Here is a 21197-nt window from a genome sequence, read left to right as displayed (position 1 = left end):
AAGATCAGAAAGTCGAAATCACCCAAACCGCATAGAGCCACGGGCCATCAAGCGACGACCCAAACTCTACCCTCTACTGGCTAAATCGCGGCAGTCTGCTCGCGATGACATCAAGAAAACGCGCACCCCACAGTCTCCGTGCGGGTTTGCATAGAATGCACAGGTCGCTTCTGGAGGTTGTCGTGCAACATCTGCGCCAAAATGCTTGCATATTCTGCCTCAACAGTAACAGACACGCCGCTTCTGCGGATCTCGCTGTGGGATACTTTGGATTTGTGCCGCTCGCTATGACACATAATCATCTCTACAATCGAGTCGAGGTGGGCAGGAGCTGGGTTTCCTATAGTGCTTACCCTCATGAGGTCGTTGTCTGATAGTGCGGATCTTTCGCGCCTAAGTAGCTGCGATCTTTCTAAGATATTTTCTGCTAGAGATTTATCGCATTGATCAATGCAGCAAATGGAATGACTTTCTGAGTCGCTGTGTAACATGTAAAAAGCTATGCCATGATCAGAGAGCTCCTGTAAAGCACCGTGAGTTTTATAAGATTGATTTATACTTAGGGTCGACTTTCGCGAGCTGGTTATAATGGCTTCTATAGGATTTTCAAATGTTTGTTCGCCAGCAATCACTGTTCCGTTTTGTGAACTGCCGGTCTGTTTGATAAAAAGTTTCACCCCCGAAACCATCCCAGCATAAGCCGCACGCTTGTGTAATACCTTTGCGCCTAGCGTGGACATTTCAAACATTTCCAAGTGCGATATTCTTGTAAATATTTTTGCGTTTTTGCTAAGGCGGGGGTCCAAAGAGAAGACTCCTTGCACGTCGGTATATATCTCGCATGCTTCGGCCCCCAAGGCTTTAGCTAACTCAACCGCTGATGTGTCAGAGCCTCCTCTGCCTAGCGTCGATATTAGGCCTTCACTTGTTATTCCTTGAAATCCCGTAATTATCGGGATCACACCGCTTGCACTGACTCGAAGTATATTTTCAGTCTTGATCTTCGAGATAGTCGCATTGGCATGGATGTTGTTCGTCACGATGCCCGCCTGACACCCAGTCAACGGGACCGCCTTGAGCCCTATGTCATGCAGCACTTGTACCATGAGCCCGGCAGCTATTTGCTCGCCGGCACTTACAACCATATCCATCGCAATATGGCTTATGTGTTGTGAGTAATTATTCATCAGACCCATCAAACGGTCCGTCTCACCGGCTTGCGCAGATACTACCACTACAACTTTTTTTCCGAGTTTTACAGCTTCATGGACATGAGAGGCTGCGCTGCGTATCGCCTTCAGATCCTTCATAGATGTACCGCCAAATTTCATTACTGTTGTTCTCATCATTCACTTCCCTATTTGAATGGCTTGATTTCGCCGGATATAACCTTTCGATAGAAGGTCAAGTAATTCGGCTCGATGACTTCCATGTTTGAGCGAGCGAGATTATGTAAGGTTTGGCAATTACCCATAGGGACGCTGGCCAAGCTATGGTGCGCGGTGTGCAAGTTGTTTCCGTTCGTATACCAACGTGCAATCCATGATGCTTCGATGCTTCTTGTATTTCTGTTGAAGTTTGGTTCGTTATAAGCATCTAGACCGAAGTGTTCAGGAAGTTCAATTAAATAGTGGGCAGGCTCCGCAATCAAAATCATTGGGATGAGCCAGGCGAAAACAAAAAACGTTGAGCCGGAAAGTAAAGTAAAAACTATGGTGGTTAATACGATTATGAGGTAGAGACGATATTCCTGTCTGGCGTTGTTTTCCGCTTTGCTATCTTCTATGTCTTGTAGTTTTATCCCAATCAGGCTTTTGAACATAAGTTTGATCACGCGACCAAACCTGCTGGGGTTCATTGCAGCGCTAAATAGCTTTAGAGGGCTGTCCATTCCTTTTTTGGGGTAGTTGAAAAACTCACTATTCAGCTCAGTGCCAAGATGCCTGTGATGGCGAAGATGGTGGTATTTGTAGTGGGAAAATGAATTGAGCATAAACAAACCACAGAAGAACCCTAATAGTCTGTTCAGTTTCTGTGATTTAAACGCATGCCCATGTAGTAGTTCATGTTGGAGTTCTGTGAAATGAGCGTAAATTAATCCAAGAAAAATCACATCCAGGACTTTTCCATACCAGGGGAGGTTGATAGTTCCGTTTTCGTCAAGGAGCAGCGCTGCGATTCCTAACGAAATGAAAAGTACCGCGTTAGAGTATATGAGTGCTGTGCGGATAGGCGTTTTCTTCATAAGATGCTTTTTGAGGGTCGCCTCTAGTTTTGGTGTTCCCCTGTAATTTTCAGAGTGGTTTTGTTCAATAAGCAGCGGGTAAATGGGTGTGTCTGTCATATGCGCTCAGTACTAACAAGAGACTTGTTTTCCTGCTCCTTAGGATGATTTAACAAGCGCAAATTTTTATTGGAAGACAGCATCGGCTGCAATGGAGTAATGCTATCTTCGGTATTAGTTTCTCTATTGGTCGATGCTCTGGCATTTTACGAATGCAGGGCCATGATCAGGCGCAATGTCATCAACGTAAGCCCTGCAGCCTTTAGGGAAGGTCTGAAGTACTCATCGATTTTTGATGCCCTCGCTGCTTGAGGTTCAAAAAATGCTGAGTCGGTCGAAAACAGACCTTTCCTGTCTTTAATTCATGGTTTTTTCCTCTGATCGGCGTATTTCAGGGCGATCAGTCCGCATTAGTTCTGCATCAAGCGAACCCGTAACATGGCCAGCAACGGATACGCCGGACGACCGCCTTCGCCTTTCGGATAATGCGGCTCGATCAGGGCAATCAAGCCCTTCCAGGGCACGACCTGATCCATCTCGATCAGGAAGCGCTCATGGCGGGTCTGCCTACGTTTGTCGGCATACCCGGCATCGGCGAAGGACATCTGTTTCATCGGGGCTCAACCGTTCGATTTGTGCGAGGCGGGTATTTCACCAAATCTGGGAGTTTTTTAGAGTTTCCTTAACGCTTTTTGACGCCAGTCTTCGTCGTCATCGACGGTGGTGATTACCTTGAAAGCACCTTGCACTGGGCCTCACAGATATTATGTCCGGCCCGGACGAAATCCCCCTCCGCGAATCAAGGCCGCCATACCGGCGACAGCTGTTCATCAAGGGCCCAATGCGATTGGCCGGGCCTCAGGCAAACACCGCCGACCCAGCGTTCATGGCTGGCGTGGTCCAGCCAATAAGCATCGCCGCCCAGCACGGTGTGCCCCAGCGCTGTCAGCGCCAGCATCCGCCGAGGCCATTCAAGATGGGCCTCGGTTTCCGTCAACAAAGGATGCTCGCCGTCGATCAACGGCCGCAGCAGTGCATGGAACATCATGTCGCCGAGGAACGGCAGCGGTTCGCGCTTGGCCATCAACTCGGCATACACGCGCCCGAACGCTACCGGCCCCGCTTCGGCGATGTAGGCCAGGGACAGGCGTTCGGTCAGTGACAAACCATCCTGACTGCCGGGCAACTCCTGCAACTGGCGCAGTAAAGCGCGTGCAAGAAAGGGCAGCGCCGTGTGCGTCCCGTGGGCCAGTTCCGCCCACTGTACCGGGGAACTGGCGCAATACGCCGACCACGCCTGTTTGGCCAACTGCACCGCCTCGTCGTCGATCAGGCGCCGCTGCGGCCATAACCACGCCAGTACATCGGGGGCCAGTTGGCCAATGCCGATAAACCGTTCTACCCCCGGGATGCGGTCCACTTCGATCAGTTCCAGCTTGCGCGGTGCCTGGTCAAGAGCCGCCAGGGCGCGGATCAGGAACAGTTGGTCATACGCATCCGCCTCGCACCACAGCACGCTGTGTTCGGCGCTGGCCAAGGTTTCCAGTTGGTTGTATTCGTCGGCGACACGGCGCGCCACGTCCGCTTCGCCCAGGGCAAAGGCGTGACTGATGAATGCGCTGCGCATGGCGCGGAATGCCTCGCGGGGCAGGTCGCGAACCGGGCCCATGCACAGCGGGTCGGTGAGCATCTGGAAGTGCCCCTTGAACCCCGCCAGTTGCAGGCTGTGGGCAATGTCGTTGCCACAGCGCCAATGGCTGGTGCGGGCTTCATCGCTGGCGGCGAAATCGGGATGGCGGGCGGCGAAGTCGATGGCGTCGACATGGGCCTTGAGCTGCGGCCAACTGCTGAAACCCAGCTGCTTGGCGATCTGCCATTGCGCCTGGGACAAGGTGGCGTCGGGGTTTTCGCTTTTCAGGCGCGGCAACAGTTCCTTGGCGCGCTTGCGCTGCTGCTCAAGGTTGAGACGGCCATCAGTGGTCGAGGATACGCGGCGTTGCGACATACGAGCTCCTTGCACACACCTTTTCCGCTTTAAGGTTGGGAGTCGTAGAAATGATTGAGTGCTTCACTGTCTTGGGCGCAGCCCTTTCCGCGGAGGGTGGCGTAGAGAGCGCCAGGCGGCAAATATAGGCAGGGCAGGGGGTGATTGCAAGGCGCCCGCCACGGGACCGGTCGCCATCGCTTGAACTTTTGCTATGAAAAGCCTGCCCGCCTGCTTCACCATTGCGCCTGACCGAAACATGAGGAGCCTCGCGTCCATGAGCGCACTGATCGAAACCCGCGCCCTGGCGCGCCGGGATGAGCGTCGCCAGGCGGTCTTGCTCCAGCCCACTGACTTCGCCCTGCACCGCGCCGACCGCGTGTCGATCACCGGCGCGTCCGGTTCCGGCAAGAGTGTGTTCCTGCGCGCACTGGCGTTGCTGGACGCGCCCACATCGGGGCAGGTCCTGTGGAATCATCGGCCGATCGCTAACGCAGACATTCCCGAGTACCGCAGCCGCATCTGCTACCTGTCCCAACGCCCGGCGCTGATCGACGGCACCGTACTGGACAACCTGCGTTTCCCGTTCAGCCTCAAGAGCCTGCGTAAACGTCATTTCGAGCTGGCGACCGTCACCGCGCTGCTGCAGCATGCCGGCAAGTCGCCGGACTTCCTGGCAAAAAATGCCAGTGACCTGTCGGGCGGCGAGTCCCAGGTGGTGGCGTTGATCCGCACCCTGCAGCTCAACCCCGAGGTGCTGTTGCTGGATGAACCCACCGCCGCCCTCGACCCCGCGTCCTCGCGTGATGTCGAAGCGCTGATCGATGCCTGGTTCGCCGATGACCCGACCCGCGCGTATGTCTGGGTGTCCCACGACCTGGAACAGGCCCAACGCATGAGTGACATCCACCTGCACATGAGCGCCGGTGTGCTGAGCGGAGCCACCCAAGCATGAACTACCAGAACCTGACCGCGCTGGACATGGCCATCGCCGCCGCGCTGATCCTGATCAACGGCGCGCTGTCGCTGGCGTTGCGCCTGGGCCTGGAGCGCCAGTTGTTGTGGGCCGCCGTGCGTACCGTGGTGCAACTGCTGGCGATCGGTTACCTGCTGGGCTGGGTGTTCGCGTTCGCCTATTGGTACGTGGTGCTGCCGCTGATGTGCGCGATGACCCTGATTGCCGGCCTGTCGGCGGCGGGGCGCGGGCGGCGCACTTACCGTGGGCAACGGATCGACAGCATCGTGTCGGTGTGGGGCAGTTCATGGCTGGTCACGGCGGTGGGCTTGTTTGCGGTGATTCGCATCCACCCATGGTACGAGCCGCAGTACGCGATCCCGATCCTCGGCATGATCCTCGGCAATACCCTGACCGGCGTGTCCCTGGGCATCGAGCGCATGACCCAGGAACTGACCTCGGGCCGCAACACCATCGAGATGATCCTCGCCCTCGGCGGCTCACGCTGGGAAGCGGCGCAGGAAGCGATCCGCCAGGCGGTGCGCGCCGGGATGATCCCGACGCTGAACCAGATGGCCGTGGTCGGCATCGTCAGCCTGCCGGGCATGATGACCGGCCAGGTGCTGGCGGGCGAGAGCCCGGTGGATGCGGTGCGCTACCAGATCGTGATCATGTTTCTGATCGCCGCTTCGTCGGCGTTGGGCACGGTCGGCGCGGTGCTGCTCACCTACCGGCGCCTGTTTTCCAGGAGCCATCGGTTTTTGCGCGATCGGCTGCAAGAGCGCTGACGGCCAGGCGATGGACTGTCGGTGATTGTTTCACCGCGTGAAATGCTCGATTGTAAATCCTGGTGATTCCATCGATAGGCGCCACGGCGGAACATGCCTGGCGTCAAGACCCCCACTTCTTTGGAGCCTTTCATGTCCCAGCCTGCGATCAAACTCTATGGTTTCCCCCTGTCCGGCCATTCCCACCGGGTCGAGCTGATGCTGTCGCTGTTGAGCCTGCCCAGCGAATTCATCCTGGTCGACCTCAAGCAAGGCGCGCACAAAACCGCTGAATTCGTCGAAACGATCAACCCGTTCGGCCAGGTGCCGGCGATCGATGACAACGGCACCGTACTCGCCGATTCCAACGCGATTCTGCTGTACCTGGCGAGCAAGTACGGCAACGGCCAATGGCTGCCGAGCGACCCGCTGGGGCAGGCGCGTGTGCAGCGCTGGCTGTCGGCCGCCGCCGGTCAGCTCCACGCCGGGCCGGCGACCGCGCGGCTGGCGGTGGTGTTTGGCGCGGATGTCGATACCGTCGCCGCCATCAGTCGCTCCCACGCCTTGCTGCAATTGGTAGAGCAGCAGTTGGGCCAAAGCCGCTTCCTGGTCGGTGAGCAGCCGAGCATTGCCGACATCGCTTTCTACACCTACGTGGCTCACGCGCCGGAAGGCAATGTGTCGCTGGCCGACTACCCTCAAGTACGCGCCTGGCTGGCCAGTATCGAAGCCTTGCCGGGGTTTGTCGGCATGCCACGCACGGCGGTGGGCCTGCAATCACAGTAACCTTCAAGAGGGACACCGATGGACCGCTTTCATGAAATGCAGGTGTTCCTCGCGGTGGCCGAGGAGGAGAGCTTCGCCGCCGCCGCACGCCGCCTGAAAACCTCGCCGCCCAGCGTGACCCGGGCGATTGCCGCGATGGAACAGCGCATCGGCACCCAACTGCTGGCGCGCACCACTCGCAGCCTGCACCTGACCGAAGCCGGCCAGCGCTACCTGGAAGATTGTCGACGCATCCTCGCCGAGCTGAATGAAGCCGAGGAAGCGGCGGCGGGCAGTTATTCCATCCCCTGCGGCCAACTGACCGTGACCGCCCCGGTGCTGTTTGGCGAGCTGTATGTGGCGCCGTTGCTGGGGGCGTACCTCGATCGTTTTCCTCTGGTGAACATCAACGCTTTGCTGGTCGATCGCGTGGTGAACATGACCGACGAAGGTGTCGACGTGGCCGTGCGTATCGGCCATCTGCAGGAGCCGGGGCAACAGGCGATCCAGGTCGGTGAAGTGCGGCGGGTGGTGTGTGCGTCGCCCGGCTATCTCGACCGGCACGGGCGGCCGCAACATCCCACGCAATTGCGTGAGGCCAAAATCGCTACGTCGTCGGCCAGCCAATTGATCAGCGCATGGCAATTCGTCGACGGCGAGCAGGAACTGACGGTGCCCATCGAGCCGCGCCTGGTGGTCACGGCGAACAACGCCGCGATCAACCTGGCGCGCATCGGCTGGGGCATGACCCGGGTGCTGTCCTATCAAGTGGCGGCGGCGGTGGCGGCCGGTGAACTGGAGATTGTCCTCGACGCGTTCGAGCCCGCGCCGCTGCCGATCCAGGTGGTGTTCCAGAAGGGCGCCCGCGTACCGGCGAAGGTGCAGACCTTCGTCGACTTCCTCACCCAGCGTTTCGCGCAGGACCGTGGCCTGAACCCAGCGTCGCAGCGGCCGAACTGATGGAGCGCTATCGCGATATGCAGCTGTTTGCGGCGCTGGCCGGGCAACCGAGCCTGGCGGCGGCGGCGCGCAGCGCCCGGGTGTCCGGCGCGACGCTGGTGCGCGCGTTGGCGCGCTTGGAAGCGCGTCTGCAGGTGGCGTTGCTGCAACGCAGTACGCGGGGTGTCCGCCTCACCGAAGCCGGCCGTGCCTACCTCGCCGACTGTGTCCGCCTGCTGGCGGCCGTGGACGCCGCCGAAGCCTCGGCCAACGGCTCGCATGTGCAGGCCCAGGGCAATCTGCGGGTGTTCCTGCCGTTTCTGTTCAGCCGGTATGTGATGGCGCCGATCCTGGCCGGTTATATGGATCGCCATCCCGATGTTTACCTGACAGCCCGCTACCACGACTATTACCCGAACCTGCACGAAGAGGGGCTGGACGTGGCGATCCTGGTCGGTGCGCTGCCCAACTCGTCGCTGATCGCGCGGCCAGTCGGCCAGGTGCGGCAGGTCCTCTGCGCCAGCCCCGATTACCTTGCGGCCCACGGCGAACCCGCGTACCCGCACGAGCTCAAGCAGCATCGCCTGATCGCCAGCGCCGATCAGGTCCACTGGGATTTCCCCCATACCCACCTCAAGGCGCGTACACGCCTGCGCTGCACCACGGTGCAAGGTGCGATCAATGCGGCCGTGCATGGCGCGGGGATCATCCGGTGCCTGAGCTACCCGGTTCACGAGCACCTGGTCAGCGCGCAATTGCGCCGCGTCCTGCCCGCCTACGAGCTGGCGCCGTTGCCGGTCAACGTGGTCTACCGCGAAGGCCGCCAGGCGCCGATGCGCGTGCGCAGTTTTGTCGATCACTGCGTGGCGGCGTTGCGCGAGCATCCGGCATTTCAGTTGGCGTAATGCTCGATTGCCGAACGTGGGTATTCTCTCGCCGCGTGGCGGGGCGCAGCATCTGGCTATCTGACACGAGGTGATCGCCATGAACCTGATCGAACACTCCCCCTGGCACGCCGGCGAACGGCAGATGCAAGCCAGCGCCGGCGCCGCCGAGCGTATGGACATGATTGGCGCCAAGGTGATCCGCGATCATCTGCCCGAGCAACACCGAGGGTTCTATCCGCTGTTGCCGTACCTGATGCTCGGCGTGGTGGACGTGCACGGCATGCCCTGGGCGACGATGATCGAAGGCGCGCCGGGGTTTGCCCATTCACCCGACCCGTACACCTTGCAGATCGACAGCCTGCCTGGCAGCGGCGACCCGGCGCGCTCGGCCCTGCAGCCAGGGGCCGCCGTCGGCTTGCTCGGCATCGACCTCGACACGCGCCGCCGCAATCGCCTGAATGGTCGGGTTGGCGCGCTGGATGCCGAGGGGTTTGCGGTCGATGTGGTCCAGACCTTCGGCAATTGCCCCAAATACATCCAACTGCGCCCTGTCGATGGGATCGCCCGTCAACCCGGGGGCGTGGCCGAGCGCAGCAGCCGCCTGGATGACGCCGCGCGCGCAATGATCCGCAACGCCGACACGTTCTTCGTCGCCAGCTATGTGGACATCGACGGCGAACGCTCGGTGGACGTCTCCCATCGCGGCGGCAACCGCGGCTTCGTGCGCGTGGAGGGCGACGTGCTGACCATCCCCGACTTTGCCGGCAACCTGTTCTTCAACACCCTGGGCAACCTGCACGCCAACCCGGTGGCGGGGTTGTTGTTCATCGACTTTGCATCGGGCGACGTGATGCACCTGGCCGGGCACACTTCGTTGATCCTCAACGGCCCCGAGGTGGCGCGGTTCGAGGGCGCGCAGCGGTTGTGGACGGTCACGGTGGAGCAGGTGGTGCGCCGCCCGGCGGCGTTGGCGTTGAGGTGGCGGTTTGCGGAGTTTTCGCCGTACAGCCTGGCGATGGGGCGCTGGTAGGGCTGCGCTGGAAAGCCTGGGGGGTGAGCGGGTGGTCAAACCCTCATCCGTCCCGTACCATTCGCCCCCCTCGCAGTGACGCGAGGCGCAGCGCCAGGATGGCTCATTGCATGTCTTTCCTGTGGCGTCTGCAGCTCCCTTTTTGCCCGCGTTCAGGATTCGACATGTTTTGCTTTTCCAGGCCTTTGGCCTTGCTCTTAATGGCTGCAGCCTTGGCGGGCTGCGGTACCCAGCCCGCGTCGCTGGTCAGTCAGCCGCTGCAACCCGGCCCCGAAGAACCGGTGGCTTATCTTGTGGGCTCCATCGGCCCGCAGAACCTCAAGGCGTCTCCCGCACCCAACCAGCGCCTGTTGTTTCGCAAGCGTGGCTCCGCCTTCGGGGCCGCGGGTATATGGGTCGGTGTCGGGCGGGAAACGCCTCAGGATGTGAAGGACCAGACCGGCGTCGCCAGTGTGTTCGTGCTGCCGCTCAAACCGGGAGATTATGAGTTTTATGATTTCCAGTTCTTCTCCAGCACCTATTCACCCACCCTGGGCACCACTTACACCTCGGTCCAGGCTCGGGAGAAGTTCAACCTGCCGATGCGCCTGCAAGCCGGCAAGGCCTATTACCTCGGTGAATTTCGCTCGCTGTGCCTGGGGGCGTCCCTGTGCGCCTTCCGTTGGCGCGACCAGCAAGGTCGCGATGAACCGATCGCGCGACAATCGGTTCCGCGCTTGCCGGCGCTGGAGTTGATACCGCTGGATTATCGCAGCGCCGCCCCGCATATCATCGCGCCGCCGTCTACCGCTGCGGGCCAGAACACCCCTCAAGAGATGCGTCCATGAACCGCGTTATTACCCTGGGCGTCCTGGCGCTGCTGACTGGCTGTGCGGCCACCAATACCCTGCCCGAGCGCGCGTTGCCCGACGGTCAGGACTACCTCAAGTCGATCCATGTCATGGTCGACGACCCGCTGAATGCCGCGCAAATCCGTAACCAGTTACGCGAAACCGGAGTGTTTCGCAGTGTCGAAACCGGCCAAGGCAAGGAAGGGGATTATTCGGTGTTGATCCGCTTCAATAGCCAGCGCGGGTTGCCACCTTTCCCGGTAATTCTGCTGAGTACGGCGACGCTGTTTCTGCTGCCCTTGTCCCAGAGTATCGACACCACCACCGAGTTTTCCCTGCAACAGAATGGAAAGCTGTTGAAGCAATACAGCTATCGCAACGTGACCCACAAATACACTTGGCTGCTCGATGGCAGCGGCGGGATGCAGCAAGAGAACGTAAACCGTATCACCCGCGCCTTTGTCCAGGATGTACAACGTGATGGCCTACTGCCTGTGGAGCACGCGCAATGATCAGGATCACCTTAATGGCTGCCGTGCTGTTGCTCGGCGGCTGCGGCACCGCCCTCAAACCCCTGGACTACAAAGCCCAGCGCGCCTATGTGCCGATGAGCGTCACCATGCCGCCGCCCGAATCCCGGTTCGATCAGCAAAAGCAGCGCGAAGTCATCCAGTTGCTGCGTGATACAGGCGCCTTCAGTTTTCTCGACGGTGGTTTCAGCAAGACCGGCTACAGCCTGTTGGTCGACCAGAGTGGCGGTAAAGGGGCCGGAGTGCTCCCCGCAGTACTCGGCGCTCTGACGCTGCTGACCGTGCCAGTGCCCTACACCTACGAGCGGCAATTGCATGGCTCGGTGTTCAAGGACGGTCAACTGCTGAAAACCTATGCCTACAAGCGTGGCGGCTGGACGGCCACGACTTGGTACATCCCCATGACCGAACCGCGCAGCGAGAGTGAAATGCTCGGCGACCTGATGCGAGACCTGGACCGCGATCGCTTGATTCCCTATCAGTGAGCCGGTGAGGGATGTTCGGCGCCGCAGCGGCAACCCCTGCGGCGCCAACAGCGTGTGGCTTTGGCTGTCGTCGAGCGCCAGGGGCGGGCAGGTCAGCGCGACATCGGGATAAACGCCACACTCCCCCCCGCACGCTGGTGAAACAGCCGCTCGCCATTGTCCGGCTGGGTGGTGATCACCTGATGATCCGCGCCCAGGTAGGCCAGGGGCGTGGGATCGTCCTTGGAGTACTGCGCGATGATAATCGTGTGTTGCGGATCGAAGCGGCGGCCGCTGGTGTGTTCCAGCCAGGTCATGAACGCAGCGCTGTCGCCCTGGCGGGGGAAGTCCTGGGTTTCGGCGACGTAGTAGAACGGCTGACCGCCGTTTTGCAGGTACATCGGCAGTTTGTTGTCGACTTCCACCAGCACCATTTGCCATTGGTTCCATGGCGCGGTCTTCTCGGCTTGAGCTTGCACGTCCTCGACGAAACGCGTCACGCCGCCGTTGCCGTTGGTCCACGGGTACACCACGCCGAGCACCAGCAGCATCAGTGCGGCGGCAATGCCAAAGCCTTTCTGCCAGCGCGGCCAGCTGGCGGTTTTTTTCGCCAGCCGTTCGCTCAGCCACCAGGCTCCCAGCAACTGGGCGAACGGCACCAGCGGCAGCACGTAGTAACTGCGGCGGCTGCCGCTGGCGGTGAAGAACACGAACAGCAGGCCCAGGCCCCATACCAGCCAGCGCACGTTGGGCGGGGTCTGGCGCCAATGCCGCACGGCCAGCCACAGGCCGAGCAACCAGCACGGTGCCCAGGGCAGGGTGTAGGCGGGCAGGTAGATCAGATAGGTGTAGATCGGCCCCATGTGGTCGAAGGGGTCGAAGAAACGCACGACGTTTTCGCGGAATACCAGGGCCAGCCCGCTTTCGCCGTAGGTCGGCGCTCCGTAGAAGTGCGACAGCACGAAGGGGATGGCATAGCACCCGGCGGCAATCAGCAGGGCCAGCACCAGGCGCAGGTTGAGGTGACGTTTGTAGCGGTGCTCGCTGAGCAGATGCGGCAGCAGCACCAGGCCCGGCAGCACAAAACCGATCAAGCCCTTGAACAGCGAGGTCGCGGCCAACAGCAGGAAAAACACCGTGTAGCGCCACAACCGTGTGTCATCCGGCCCGCGCCAGTACCACCACACCGCCGCCAGCACACCGCACACCGTGAGCACATCCGCCGTGGCCACGCGCGCCCAGAACAGGAAGTAGAAGGTGGTGGCGAGCATCCACCCGGCAATCAGCCCGGTGCCTTTGCGAAACAGGCGCTCGCCGATCAGGTACACCAGCCAGATGCTCAACCATCCGGCAATCACCGACGACAGGCGCAGCGACCACGGCCCCAGGCCGCCCATCAGGTTGGCGAACCCGCTGATCAGCCAGTAGGAGGGCAAAGGCTTGTCGTAATACGGCGTGCCTTTGAGGTACGGATCGAAGTAGTCACCGCTTTGCAGCATCTGCACGACGATGTTCGCCCAACGGGTTTCGGGCCCCCATAGGTCGCGACTGCCCAGGCCCAGCAGCAGGAGCAGGGCCGACACGCCCAGCAATAGCAGCAGGGCGCCACGTTCGGTTTTCCAGACACTCATGGACGGTTCCTAAGGGAGTTTTGGATAAAGGGTGAGCACCAGGTCGCCCTTGCGATAGCGCTTGCCGCCGGGTGGCAGTTGCCCTTCCTCAAGGTGTTCGCTGGTGCTCCTGACGCGCATCAGCACCCCGACCGCGCCTTGGCGGCGGGCTTCGGCCAGCCACGACTGGACGTCATCCAGCCCGACCTTGCGCTGTATGGTATCTGGGTATTGCAGGCCATATTGCAGCTCGCCTTCGGTGTCATAAAACGCGACATCCGACCGGTTCAGGCGCCACGCCAGTGCGGATGCCGAGCCTAACTCGTTGCTCAGCAGTGCTTGGGTTTGCTGCAGTTCATCCAGGTGTTCAAGCACGAACTGATCGGGCATTTCGTTATTCGATATCCGCGCCGGCATGCCCGCTGGCAGGAGTAGCACCAGCAAACCGATGCCCAGGGCCGGCGTCGCCCAGAGTGTCAGCGGGCGAAAGGCTTGCAGCAGGTTGGTCAGCACCCAGCCCAGCAGCACAATGAAGGTCAACGACAGGCTGAACATCTCGGCGTGGCTGTTGCCGTACAGCGGGTCGCCGATCTGCAGACAGATCAACGTCACCATCGCCGCCATGCCAAGCACGAAGTTGAGCAGGCCGTTGATGCAAATCGCGCGGGTTTTGCCCTGCTGTATCACATCGATCAAGGCATGCCCCATCAACAACGCCAGCGGTAACAGGCACGGCATGATGTAGGTCGGCAGCTTGCCGCTGCTCAGGCTGAAGAAGCCCAGCGGCAGCAGCATCCACAGGGCGAGAAAGGCCGTCGCCGGTTGGCGCTTTTCTTTCCAGGTCTGGTGCAGCGTGGTCGGTAGCAACCCCGCCCAGGGCAGGCACGAGACGACCATGATCGGCAGGAAGAACCACCACGGCCGCGCATGTTGTGCAGTGCCCGAAGCAAAACGGCGGATGTGCTCGTGCCAGAAGAAGAAATTCCAGTAGTCAGGTTCCTGCACATGGACCGCCCACACCCACGGCAGGCACACCAGGACTGCCACGACGATCGCCAGCGGGCCGTACCGCAGCAACTCACCCAGGCGCCGCTGCCAGAGCATATAAGGTACGGCAATCAGCACCGGCAGCAGCCACGCGAGGAAGCCCTTGGTCATGAAGCCCATCGCGCAGGCCAGCCCCAGCACGGCCCAAGCGCCGAGTCGGGCTCGCGGGGTGCGGCTGTCGAGGGCAAACCACAGCGCTACCAGGCTGAGGTTGACCCAGAAGGTGAACTGCGGATCAAGATTGGAGTAGCCGGCTTGCCCCGCCACCAGGCCGAAGCTCAAGTAGAGCAGGGCGCAGGCGAAGCTTTTGCGCGGGTCGTTCCACAGGCGGCGGGCGATCAGGTAGGCCAGCAGCACGCTCAGGCCGCCGGTCAACGCGGAGGCGATCCGCACACCGAACAGGTTCTGGCCAAACACCGCCTGACCGAGGGCGATCAGCCAGTAGCCGGCGGCGGGTTTTTCAAAATAACGCACGCCCATGAAATGCGGCGCGGTCCAATTGCCGCTCATGAGCATTTCCTGGCTGATCTGGGCGTAGCGGGTTTCATCGGGTATCCATAGACCGTGCAGGCCCAGGGGCAGGAGATAAAACGCGACGAAGGCCAGTAGCAGTAAGGGAAGGGGTTTGAATCGGGTCATGCGAACGTCGCTCCTTGACGTTTAAGTGTAGGAAAAGGATATAAGGAAAAAGTGCGATAAAATGTCACAGTGTTCACTAATGGGCTGAAAGTATTCATGACGTCCTTAACTAACAGGCGCAGTTAAACATGCCAGAAGTTGGCTGTCGTTTGGCTGAACATCTGCCTCTTGTGTAGGTAAAAGTGTCTAAAGTTGCTTGAGCGCCTCTGGCCAGTCTCCGCTGTTTATAATGCCCACGGCCTTGAGCTTGCCGTTGCCCAGCACCTTGACGAATAACGCGCTGCCGTATTCGGTGGATTTGGCGTGGGGGTAGCCGAGGTCCCGTTCGATGTCGCTGATGCAGGCGCTGTGAGTAATCAGCATAAAGTTGTGCCCGGGTTGCTTGTGGCTGAGAATTTCCTCACCCATGGCATCGCCGCAGATCGATAGCGGGCTTGGCGACAGTTCGGTCTTGCCAAACATGAACAGCGAGGTCTGGGCGGTGCGGGTGGTCGGGCTGCTGAACACGTCTGTACCCTCCATGCCTAGTATTTTAAAGGCTTTGCCGATTTCGACGGCCTGTTGGGTGCCGTTGATCGTCAGGCCATCGGCGGGGCCGAAGCAAGGATTGGAGGAACGGTCACAGCGTTCTTCATGGCGGACCAGCACCACCAGATTGCCATCGCGCCAATTGGCCAGCAGACCTGAGGTCAGCAGGCGATTGGCCGTGCTCAGGTCCGGTGGCGATACAGGCCAGGCCAGCAAACCTGTCAGCAATGTGCCGAACAGGGCGAGTGCTGTCGTGCCCAGCCAGAGTTTTTTCAGGCGTTTTGCCCGAGCTTGATACGAACGCGGTTTGGTCAGGGTCAGGTTAACCACACTATTCACCGTGGGGATGTCAGGCAGCTTTTTATTAGTCAGGCACAACCGTTTGACTGGGCCCGTAGTGGAGCAAGAGCCTGTCATACAGTTGCTGTCTTTTTGCTGAAAACTGGAGCGTTAAAAGTTATGTATGCCGACAACTAATAAGTTGAGCGTTATTGGCGCTTGTTCGGCACTTTATTCGGTGGTCGGTAGGTAACCGGTGAAATGTATGTGAAAAATTTGCGTGGCGAGGGCGGTCAGCCGTTATCCTCGATTGCAGTCCATTGGCGAGCGAGCGTTCCCATGTTGCAAGTGCAAGGTGTCCATAAATGCTACGTCACTGCGCAGGGCCCGCTGACGGTATTGGCCGGGGTTGATCTGCACTTGGCGCAGGGTGGCAGCCTGGCGCTGATGGGCGAGTCCGGCAGCGGGAAAAGCACGCTGTTGCACCTGGTGGCCGGCTTGGATCGTGTCGACGGCGGCAGTATCCGCGTGGGTGAGCAGCGTCTGGATCAGATGAGCGAGCGGCAGTTGGCCGATTGGCGGCGCACTGAGATCGGCCTGGTGTTCCAGCAGTTCAACCTGATCGGCAGCTTGCGCGTCGACGACAACCTGGCGTTCCAGGCGCGCCTGGCGGGGCGCTTTGATCCGCGCTGGCAAGCGCAGTTGGTCGAGCGTCTGGGCCTGGGGGATCTGCTCAAGCGCTACCCGGAACAACTCTCCGGCGGCCAGCAGCAACGGGTGGCAGTGGGGCGGGCGCTGGCGTCTCGACCCGGCTTGCTGCTGGCGGATGAACCGACGGGCAATCTGGATGAGGCTACCAGCGATGAGGTGCTGCAACTGCTGCTGGACCTGTTGCGCGACACCCCCACCAGCTTGTTGATGGTCACTCACAGCCCGCGCATTGCCGCACGGCTCGACCGGCAGGTGGTGTTGCACCGCGGCCACGTCCTGCCTGCGGACGTCGGCTGAGATGGCGGTGCTCTATTGGACTTTACGCGCGTTGCTCAGCCACTGGCGGCGCCACCCCGTGCAGTTTTTCAGTGTGCTGACCGGGCTGTGGCTGGCCACCGCGCTGCTGACCGGGGTGCAAGCGCTCAACAGCCAGGCGCGGGACAGCTACGCCCGAGCCAGTCAGTTGATCGGCGGCGAACCCCAGGCCAGCCTCAGCATGCCCGACGGTGCCAGCTTCCCCCAGGCGCTGTTTGCCCAGTTGCGCCGCGCCGGCTGGCCGGTGTCGCCGGTGGTGCAAGGGCGGGTGCAGCTCAAGGGGCATGAGGACCGGCGCCTGCAATTGATGGGCATCGATCCGGTGTCGCTGCCCGGCAGCGGCGCGGTGGCGGGGCAGCGCTTGAGCCAGGCGCAAATGGTCGCGTTCTTCGACCCGCCGGGGCGCACCTGGATCGCCCCGCACACCTTGCAGGCACTGGGGTTGCAGGCCGGTGAACGGCCGCTGACGGCCAGCGGGCAAGCCTTGCCGCCGTTGCAGGTTCAAGCGGACATGGCCCCCGGCCTGTTGCTGACCGACATCGGTTTTGCCCAACCGTTGCTGGACATGCCGGGGCGCCTGTCGCGGTTGTTGCTCGACACATCGTTCGCCGCCACCCATCCCACGCCGCCGGCCGGACTGCAACTCAAACAGGCGCAGGACAATAACCTCGCGCGCCTCACCGAAAGCTTTCACCTGAACCTGGATGCGCTGGGTTTTTTATCCTTTGTGGTCGGGCTGTTTATCGTCCATGCCGCCATCGGCCTGGCCCTGGAACAGCGGCGCGGGCTGCTGCGCACCTTGCGTGCTTGCGGGGTCAGCGGGCGGATGTTGCTCCTCGGCCTGGGCATGGAACTGGGCGCCCTGGCCCTGCTTGGCGGTGTGCTCGGTGTCGCCAGCGGCTATGTGCTCGCCAGTGTCTTGCTGCCGGATGTGGCCGCCAGCCTGCGCGGCCTGTACGGCGCTGAAGTGCCAGGGCAGTTGAGCCTCAGCCCGTGGTGGTGGCTCGCCGGGTTGGGCCTGAGCCTGCTCGGGGCGTTGCTCGCCGGGGCCGGTAGTGTGTGGCGCGCGGCGCGCTTGCCGTTGCTGGCGTTGGCCAACCCTCAGGCCTGGCATGAGGCCCATGGGCGCTGGTTGCGGCGTCAGGGCCGGGTGGCGAGTGCGGCGTTGCTGATCGCGCTGTTGGCGCTATGGTGGGGCAACAGTCTGGCTGCCGGATTTGTGCTGATGGCGGCCTTGCTGCTCGGTGCCGCGTTGGGGCTGCCGGTGCTGCTCAATGCGCTGTTGAAAGCGCTGCTGGGACGCAGCCGCTCGGTACTCGGGCAGTGGTTTCTCGCCGACTGCCGCCAACAGTTGCCGGCCTTGAGCCTGGCGCTGATGGCGTTGCTGTTGGCGCTGGCGGCCAATATCGGCGCGGGCTCCATGACCTCGGGTTTTCGCCTGACCTTCAGCAATTGGCTGGAACAACGCCTCACCGCCGAGCTGTACCTCAACCCAAGCACCCCGGCCCAGGCCGACCGCTTGAATACCTGGCTCACGCAACAACCGCTGGTGCAGGCGGTGCTGCCCACCTGGCAGGTCGCCGTGCAATTACAGGGCTGGCCGGCGGATGTGTTTGGCGTGGTCGACGCGCCGACCTATCGCCAGCATTGGCCGTTGCTCGAAGCCGTGAGCGCGCCGTGGGACCAGTTGCTGCGCAGTGACACGCTGATGCTCAGCGAGCAACTGGCGCGGCGCTTGAATGTGCAAGTGGGCGACGCCGTCAACATCCCCACGCCCGAGGGTGTGTGGTCGCCCCAGGTGGTGGGGATCTACGCCGACTATGGCAACCCCAAGGGCCACGTGCTGGTCAATGCACAGCACCTGTTGGCGCATTGGCCGACGCTGTCGCCGGCGCGTTTCAACCTGCGCGTACTGCCGCAAAACGTGGCGCCGCTGGTGCATGAGGTGCAGCGCGAGTTCACCCTGGACGACAGCCGTATCGTTGACCAACAGACCCTCAAGGGCTGGTCAAGCCAAGTGTTCGAGCGCACCTTTGCCGCCACCGCCGCCTTGAACAGCCTGACGCTGGGCGTGGCGGGCGTGGCGCTGTTCATCAGCCTGCTGACCCAGAGCCAAAGCCGCCTCGGCCAACTCGCCCCGCTGTGGGCATTGGGCGTGACGCGCCGGCAATTGATGCTGCTCAACCTGGGGCAGACCTGGCTGCTCGCGGTGCTGACGCTGCTGCTGGCGTTGCCCTTGGGGTTGCTGTTGGCGTGGTGCCTGGATGCGGTGATCAATGTGCAGGCATTTGGCTGGCGCCTGCCGTTGCATGTTTTTCCCTGGCAACTGGCGCGACTGCTGGGTCTGGCGCTGCTGGCCACGTTGCTGGCGTCGGCATGGCCGCTGTGGCAGTTGTACCGCAGTCGCCCGGCGGATTTGCTGAGGACGTTTGCCCATGAAGATTAAGGCGCTGCTGTGCCTCGCTCTGTTGCTGGTGAGCGGCTGTGACAAAGCCCCCGCGCCCGAGGAAAGTTTCGCCGGCCTGGGCAGTGATGCGGCGGATTTTGCCCAGGTGGTGCCCGGCAAGGTCTTCGCTTTTCCCGAGGACCACGGCCCTCACGCCGGTTTTCGCATCGAGTGGTGGTACGTCACCGCCAACCTGCAAGACGCCCAGGGCCATGTGTTCGGCGTGCAATGGACCTTGTTTCGCAATGCCCTCAAGGCCGGGCCGACGCAACCGGGCTGGCACGACTCAACGATCTGGCTCGGCCACGCCGCCGTCACCTCGGCCACCCGGCACTACGCCGCCGAGCGCTACGCCCGTGGCGGCGTCGGCCAGGCCGGGGCCCGGGCCGCGCCGTTCAGTGCGTGGATCGACGACTGGAGCTTCGCCACCCGCCCAGGCGCCGCCGGCCCTTTGGCGGACATGCAGCTCAAGGCCAGCGGTCCGCAATTCGCCTACGACTTGCAACTGACGTCCAGTCGCCCGTTGGTGCTGCAAGGTGACAACGGCTACAGCCGCAAGTCCGACCAAGGCCAGGCCTCGTACTACTACAGCCAGCCGTTTTTCACCGCCAACGGCAGCGTCAGCCTCGACGGCAAGGTGTACCAGGTCACGGGCCCGGCCTGGCTCGACCGCGAGTGGAGCAGCCAACCTCTGGCCGCCGGCCAGACCGGCTGGGACTGGTTTTCCCTGCACCTGGACCGTGGCGAGCAGTTGATGCTGTTTCGCGTAAGGCAAAAGGACGGCACGGGTTATCTCACCGGCACCTGGATCGACCGCGAGGGCCATACCCAAACCCTGCACGATGCCGATATCCAGCTTACGCCACTGGCCAGCACTGACATCGACGGGCGACGTATCCCCACACGCTGGTCGCTGAAAATTCCCGGCAAGCAGTTGGATATCACCACCGATGCCGTCAACCCGAAGGCCTGGATGAACCTGAATATTCCCTACTGGGAAGGACCGGTGCAGTTTGAGGGTGGGGTTGGGTATCTGGAGATGACCGGGTATTAGCACTTTTCTGTAGGTGCTGATCCTCTTCTGCGTAGGCAACTTCCCAAATGTGATTTAGCCCCCTCGGACTTGTGCCGGGGCGGTGTTTGCTTGCTTATATTTCGACGCCAACTTCATCGCATCAAGGATGTAAGGCATGGCGCGGGGATACATCAACGACAAGCCAATCAGCTACAGCAGTTTGAAAACCTGGCTGATGGGCCACGGCATGAGCCGCCAGCACTCTGACCATTTTGATGTGTTGAATCATCACCTGCGCCGCGGGTGGGTGACGCCGGGGCGGATGGTGATTGTTCCAGACACCGAGAGCGTCAGTTGCTCCTGGAACGAATCCTGGTGGGTACGTTATGCCGAGGAAATTGATCGCAACCTGGAGCTGGACGCTGCGGCTGCACAGACGATGATCGATAACTACGACCTGCTGCAGAGCCTTCTGACGTATGGCTCGATAGGTGTCGGCAGTGCGACATCGGCGTGGTCGCGACACCTGGATGAAGTCGTGAATACGTTGGAGGAAATCGAACGTCTGCATCAACGCCTGAAAGCCGGCGGGTTGGATCGCCAGGCGTTTATCCGCCAGCGCCAAGTGCTGCTGGCGCTGCTGGGCACGCAACTGCGCGGTGCCGCACGATTTGGCACGGGGTTGCGCGGCAATCAATCGCTGAAGAAGGTGCTGGGGATTTCAACCAAAAGCTATCTGAATAAGGGCGAGATCGCCGGGTATGCACAGCGCTTGAAGGCGATTTCGCAGACGTCGAAGTGGTTGGGCAAGGGCACTTATGTTGGGCTGGCGCTGGATGTGGGCGCAGCGGGTTTGGAGATCAAGGAGGCGTGTATGGTGGGGCGGGAGGCGCAGTGTCGGCGGGCGAAGTATGTGGAGATGGGGAGGTTGGCGGGTGGGGTGGCGGGGGGAGCTATTCTTGGAAAGTTCGGGGGGAAAGTAGCTCGTCGTGCATGCAACATGTTTCTGGGTATTGCTTTGAAAGGACGCGGTGCATTGGCGTGCGAAATTATTGGAGGCGCTGCTGGAGGGTATGTCGGAAGTAGTGAATTTGGCGATGGTGGTGCGTTTTTGGGTGGAAAGATTCTAGAGATCGATGGCGATTTGATATTCCAGCCAGAGGGGGCTTAAC

19 protein-coding genes and 1 pseudogene are annotated in these 21197 nt (G+C 61.1%); 13 read left to right on the top strand and 7 right to left on the bottom strand.

The genetic code is table 11. The features are described 5' to 3' along the window. Positions 1-110: 110 nt before the first annotated feature. The 4 genes and pseudogenes from PverR02_RS20650 to PverR02_RS20635 form a co-directional block, all read right to left on the bottom strand. A complete protein-coding gene (locus PverR02_RS20650) occupies positions 111-1346 on the bottom strand; it encodes an aspartate kinase (protein ID WP_161493728.1) in 1236 nt (411 codons plus the stop codon). Between the two features lie 11 nt (positions 1347-1357). After that, entirely contained in the window at positions 1358-2344 is a 987-nt protein-coding gene (locus tag PverR02_RS20645; RefSeq protein WP_079444292.1) for a fatty acid desaturase family protein, read from the bottom strand. Positions 2345-2697: 353 nt separating this feature from the next. Beyond that, positions 2698-2898: pseudogene (locus tag PverR02_RS20640) on the bottom strand (IS5/IS1182 family transposase); the annotation flags it as partial. Between the two features lie 185 nt (positions 2899-3083). Next, on the bottom strand, positions 3084-4289 hold the full coding sequence (locus PverR02_RS20635) for a DUF1835 domain-containing protein (RefSeq protein WP_079444291.1): 1206 nt from the start codon (positions 4287-4289) through the stop codon (positions 3084-3086). Positions 4290-4545: 256 nt separating this feature from the next. Here PverR02_RS20635 and PverR02_RS20630 point away from each other — a divergent pair, with 256 nt between their 5' ends. The 9 genes from PverR02_RS20630 (at position 4546) to PverR02_RS20590 (ending at position 11456) form a co-directional block, all read left to right on the top strand. Further along, a complete protein-coding gene (locus PverR02_RS20630) occupies positions 4546-5223 on the top strand; it encodes an ABC transporter ATP-binding protein (RefSeq protein WP_046490630.1) in 678 nt (225 codons plus the stop codon). After that, the gene (locus tag PverR02_RS20625) at positions 5220-6011 is read left to right on the top strand and encodes an ABC transporter permease (RefSeq protein ID WP_017847549.1); all 792 of its coding nucleotides are present in this window, start codon (positions 5220-5222) and stop codon (positions 6009-6011) included. Before PverR02_RS20630 ends, PverR02_RS20625 begins: the two co-directional genes overlap by 4 nt. Positions 6012-6143: 132 nt before the next feature. Beyond that, positions 6144-6776, top strand: a complete 633-nt coding sequence (locus PverR02_RS20620) for a glutathione S-transferase family protein (protein WP_079444290.1) — start codon at positions 6144-6146, stop codon at positions 6774-6776. A gap of 18 nt (positions 6777-6794) precedes the next feature. Continuing rightward, on the top strand, positions 6795-7715 hold the full coding sequence (locus PverR02_RS20615) for a LysR family transcriptional regulator (RefSeq protein WP_079444289.1): 921 nt from the start codon (positions 6795-6797) through the stop codon (positions 7713-7715). Continuing rightward, a complete protein-coding gene (locus tag PverR02_RS20610) occupies positions 7715-8599 on the top strand; it encodes a LysR substrate-binding domain-containing protein (protein WP_079444288.1) in 885 nt (294 codons plus the stop codon). The genes PverR02_RS20615 and PverR02_RS20610 overlap by 1 nt, the downstream gene beginning before the upstream one ends. Before the next feature lie 79 nt (positions 8600-8678). Continuing rightward, the gene (locus tag PverR02_RS20605) at positions 8679-9611 is read left to right on the top strand and encodes a pyridoxamine 5'-phosphate oxidase family protein (RefSeq protein ID WP_079444287.1); all 933 of its coding nucleotides are present in this window, start codon (positions 8679-8681) and stop codon (positions 9609-9611) included. 200 nt (positions 9612-9811) lie between these two features. Next, complete coding sequence (locus PverR02_RS20600) at positions 9812-10438, top strand: hypothetical protein (protein WP_227778682.1); 627 nt, start codon at positions 9812-9814, stop codon at positions 10436-10438. Next, on the top strand, positions 10435-10953 hold the full coding sequence (locus PverR02_RS20595) for a hypothetical protein (protein ID WP_079444285.1): 519 nt from the start codon (positions 10435-10437) through the stop codon (positions 10951-10953). Before PverR02_RS20600 ends, PverR02_RS20595 begins: the two co-directional genes overlap by 4 nt. Further along, positions 10950-11456: a hypothetical protein gene (locus PverR02_RS20590; RefSeq protein WP_079444284.1), complete on the top strand. Its 507-nt coding sequence runs from the start codon at positions 10950-10952 to the stop codon at positions 11454-11456. Before PverR02_RS20595 ends, PverR02_RS20590 begins: the two co-directional genes overlap by 4 nt. Before the next feature lie 92 nt (positions 11457-11548). Here PverR02_RS20590 and PverR02_RS20585 read toward each other — a convergent pair whose 3' ends face one another. The 3 genes from PverR02_RS20585 to pmrG all read right to left on the bottom strand — a co-directional run bounded on the left by PverR02_RS20585 (position 11549) and on the right by pmrG (position 15598). Beyond that, on the bottom strand, positions 11549-13066 hold the full coding sequence (locus tag PverR02_RS20585; protein WP_079444283.1) for an ArnT family glycosyltransferase: 1518 nt from the start codon (positions 13064-13066) through the stop codon (positions 11549-11551). Between the two features lie 9 nt (positions 13067-13075). After that, a complete protein-coding gene (gene arnT, locus PverR02_RS20580; RefSeq protein ID WP_079444282.1) occupies positions 13076-14731 on the bottom strand; it encodes a lipid IV(A) 4-amino-4-deoxy-L-arabinosyltransferase in 1656 nt (551 codons plus the stop codon). Positions 14732-14917: 186 nt separating this feature from the next. Continuing rightward, a complete protein-coding gene (gene pmrG, locus PverR02_RS20575; protein ID WP_046382778.1) occupies positions 14918-15598 on the bottom strand; it encodes a lipopolysaccharide core heptose(II)-phosphate phosphatase PmrG in 681 nt (226 codons plus the stop codon). 279 nt (positions 15599-15877) lie between these two features. Between pmrG and PverR02_RS20570 the strand changes: the two genes are divergently transcribed. The 4 genes from PverR02_RS20570 (at position 15878) to PverR02_RS20555 (ending at position 21196) form a co-directional block, all read left to right on the top strand. Further along, entirely contained in the window at positions 15878-16546 is a 669-nt protein-coding gene (locus tag PverR02_RS20570; RefSeq protein WP_046382779.1) for an ABC transporter ATP-binding protein, read from the top strand. Position 16547: 1 nt separating this feature from the next. Continuing rightward, positions 16548-19010, top strand: a complete 2463-nt coding sequence (locus tag PverR02_RS20565) for an ABC transporter permease (RefSeq protein WP_079444281.1) — start codon at positions 16548-16550, stop codon at positions 19008-19010. After that, entirely contained in the window at positions 19000-20064 is a 1065-nt protein-coding gene (locus tag PverR02_RS20560) for a lipocalin-like domain-containing protein (RefSeq protein ID WP_079444280.1), read from the top strand. Before PverR02_RS20565 ends, PverR02_RS20560 begins: the two co-directional genes overlap by 11 nt. 136 nt (positions 20065-20200) lie before the next feature. Next, entirely contained in the window at positions 20201-21196 is a 996-nt protein-coding gene (locus PverR02_RS20555) for a hypothetical protein (RefSeq protein WP_079444279.1), read from the top strand. The last annotated feature ends 1 nt before the right edge of the window (position 21197 follow it).

The organism is Pseudomonas veronii (assembly GCF_002028325.1).
GTDB classification, from domain to species: domain Bacteria; phylum Pseudomonadota; class Gammaproteobacteria; order Pseudomonadales; family Pseudomonadaceae; genus Aquipseudomonas; species Aquipseudomonas veronii.
The sequence above is the reverse complement of the archived record's forward strand: the minus strand, read 5'-3'. Positions and strand labels throughout refer to the sequence as shown.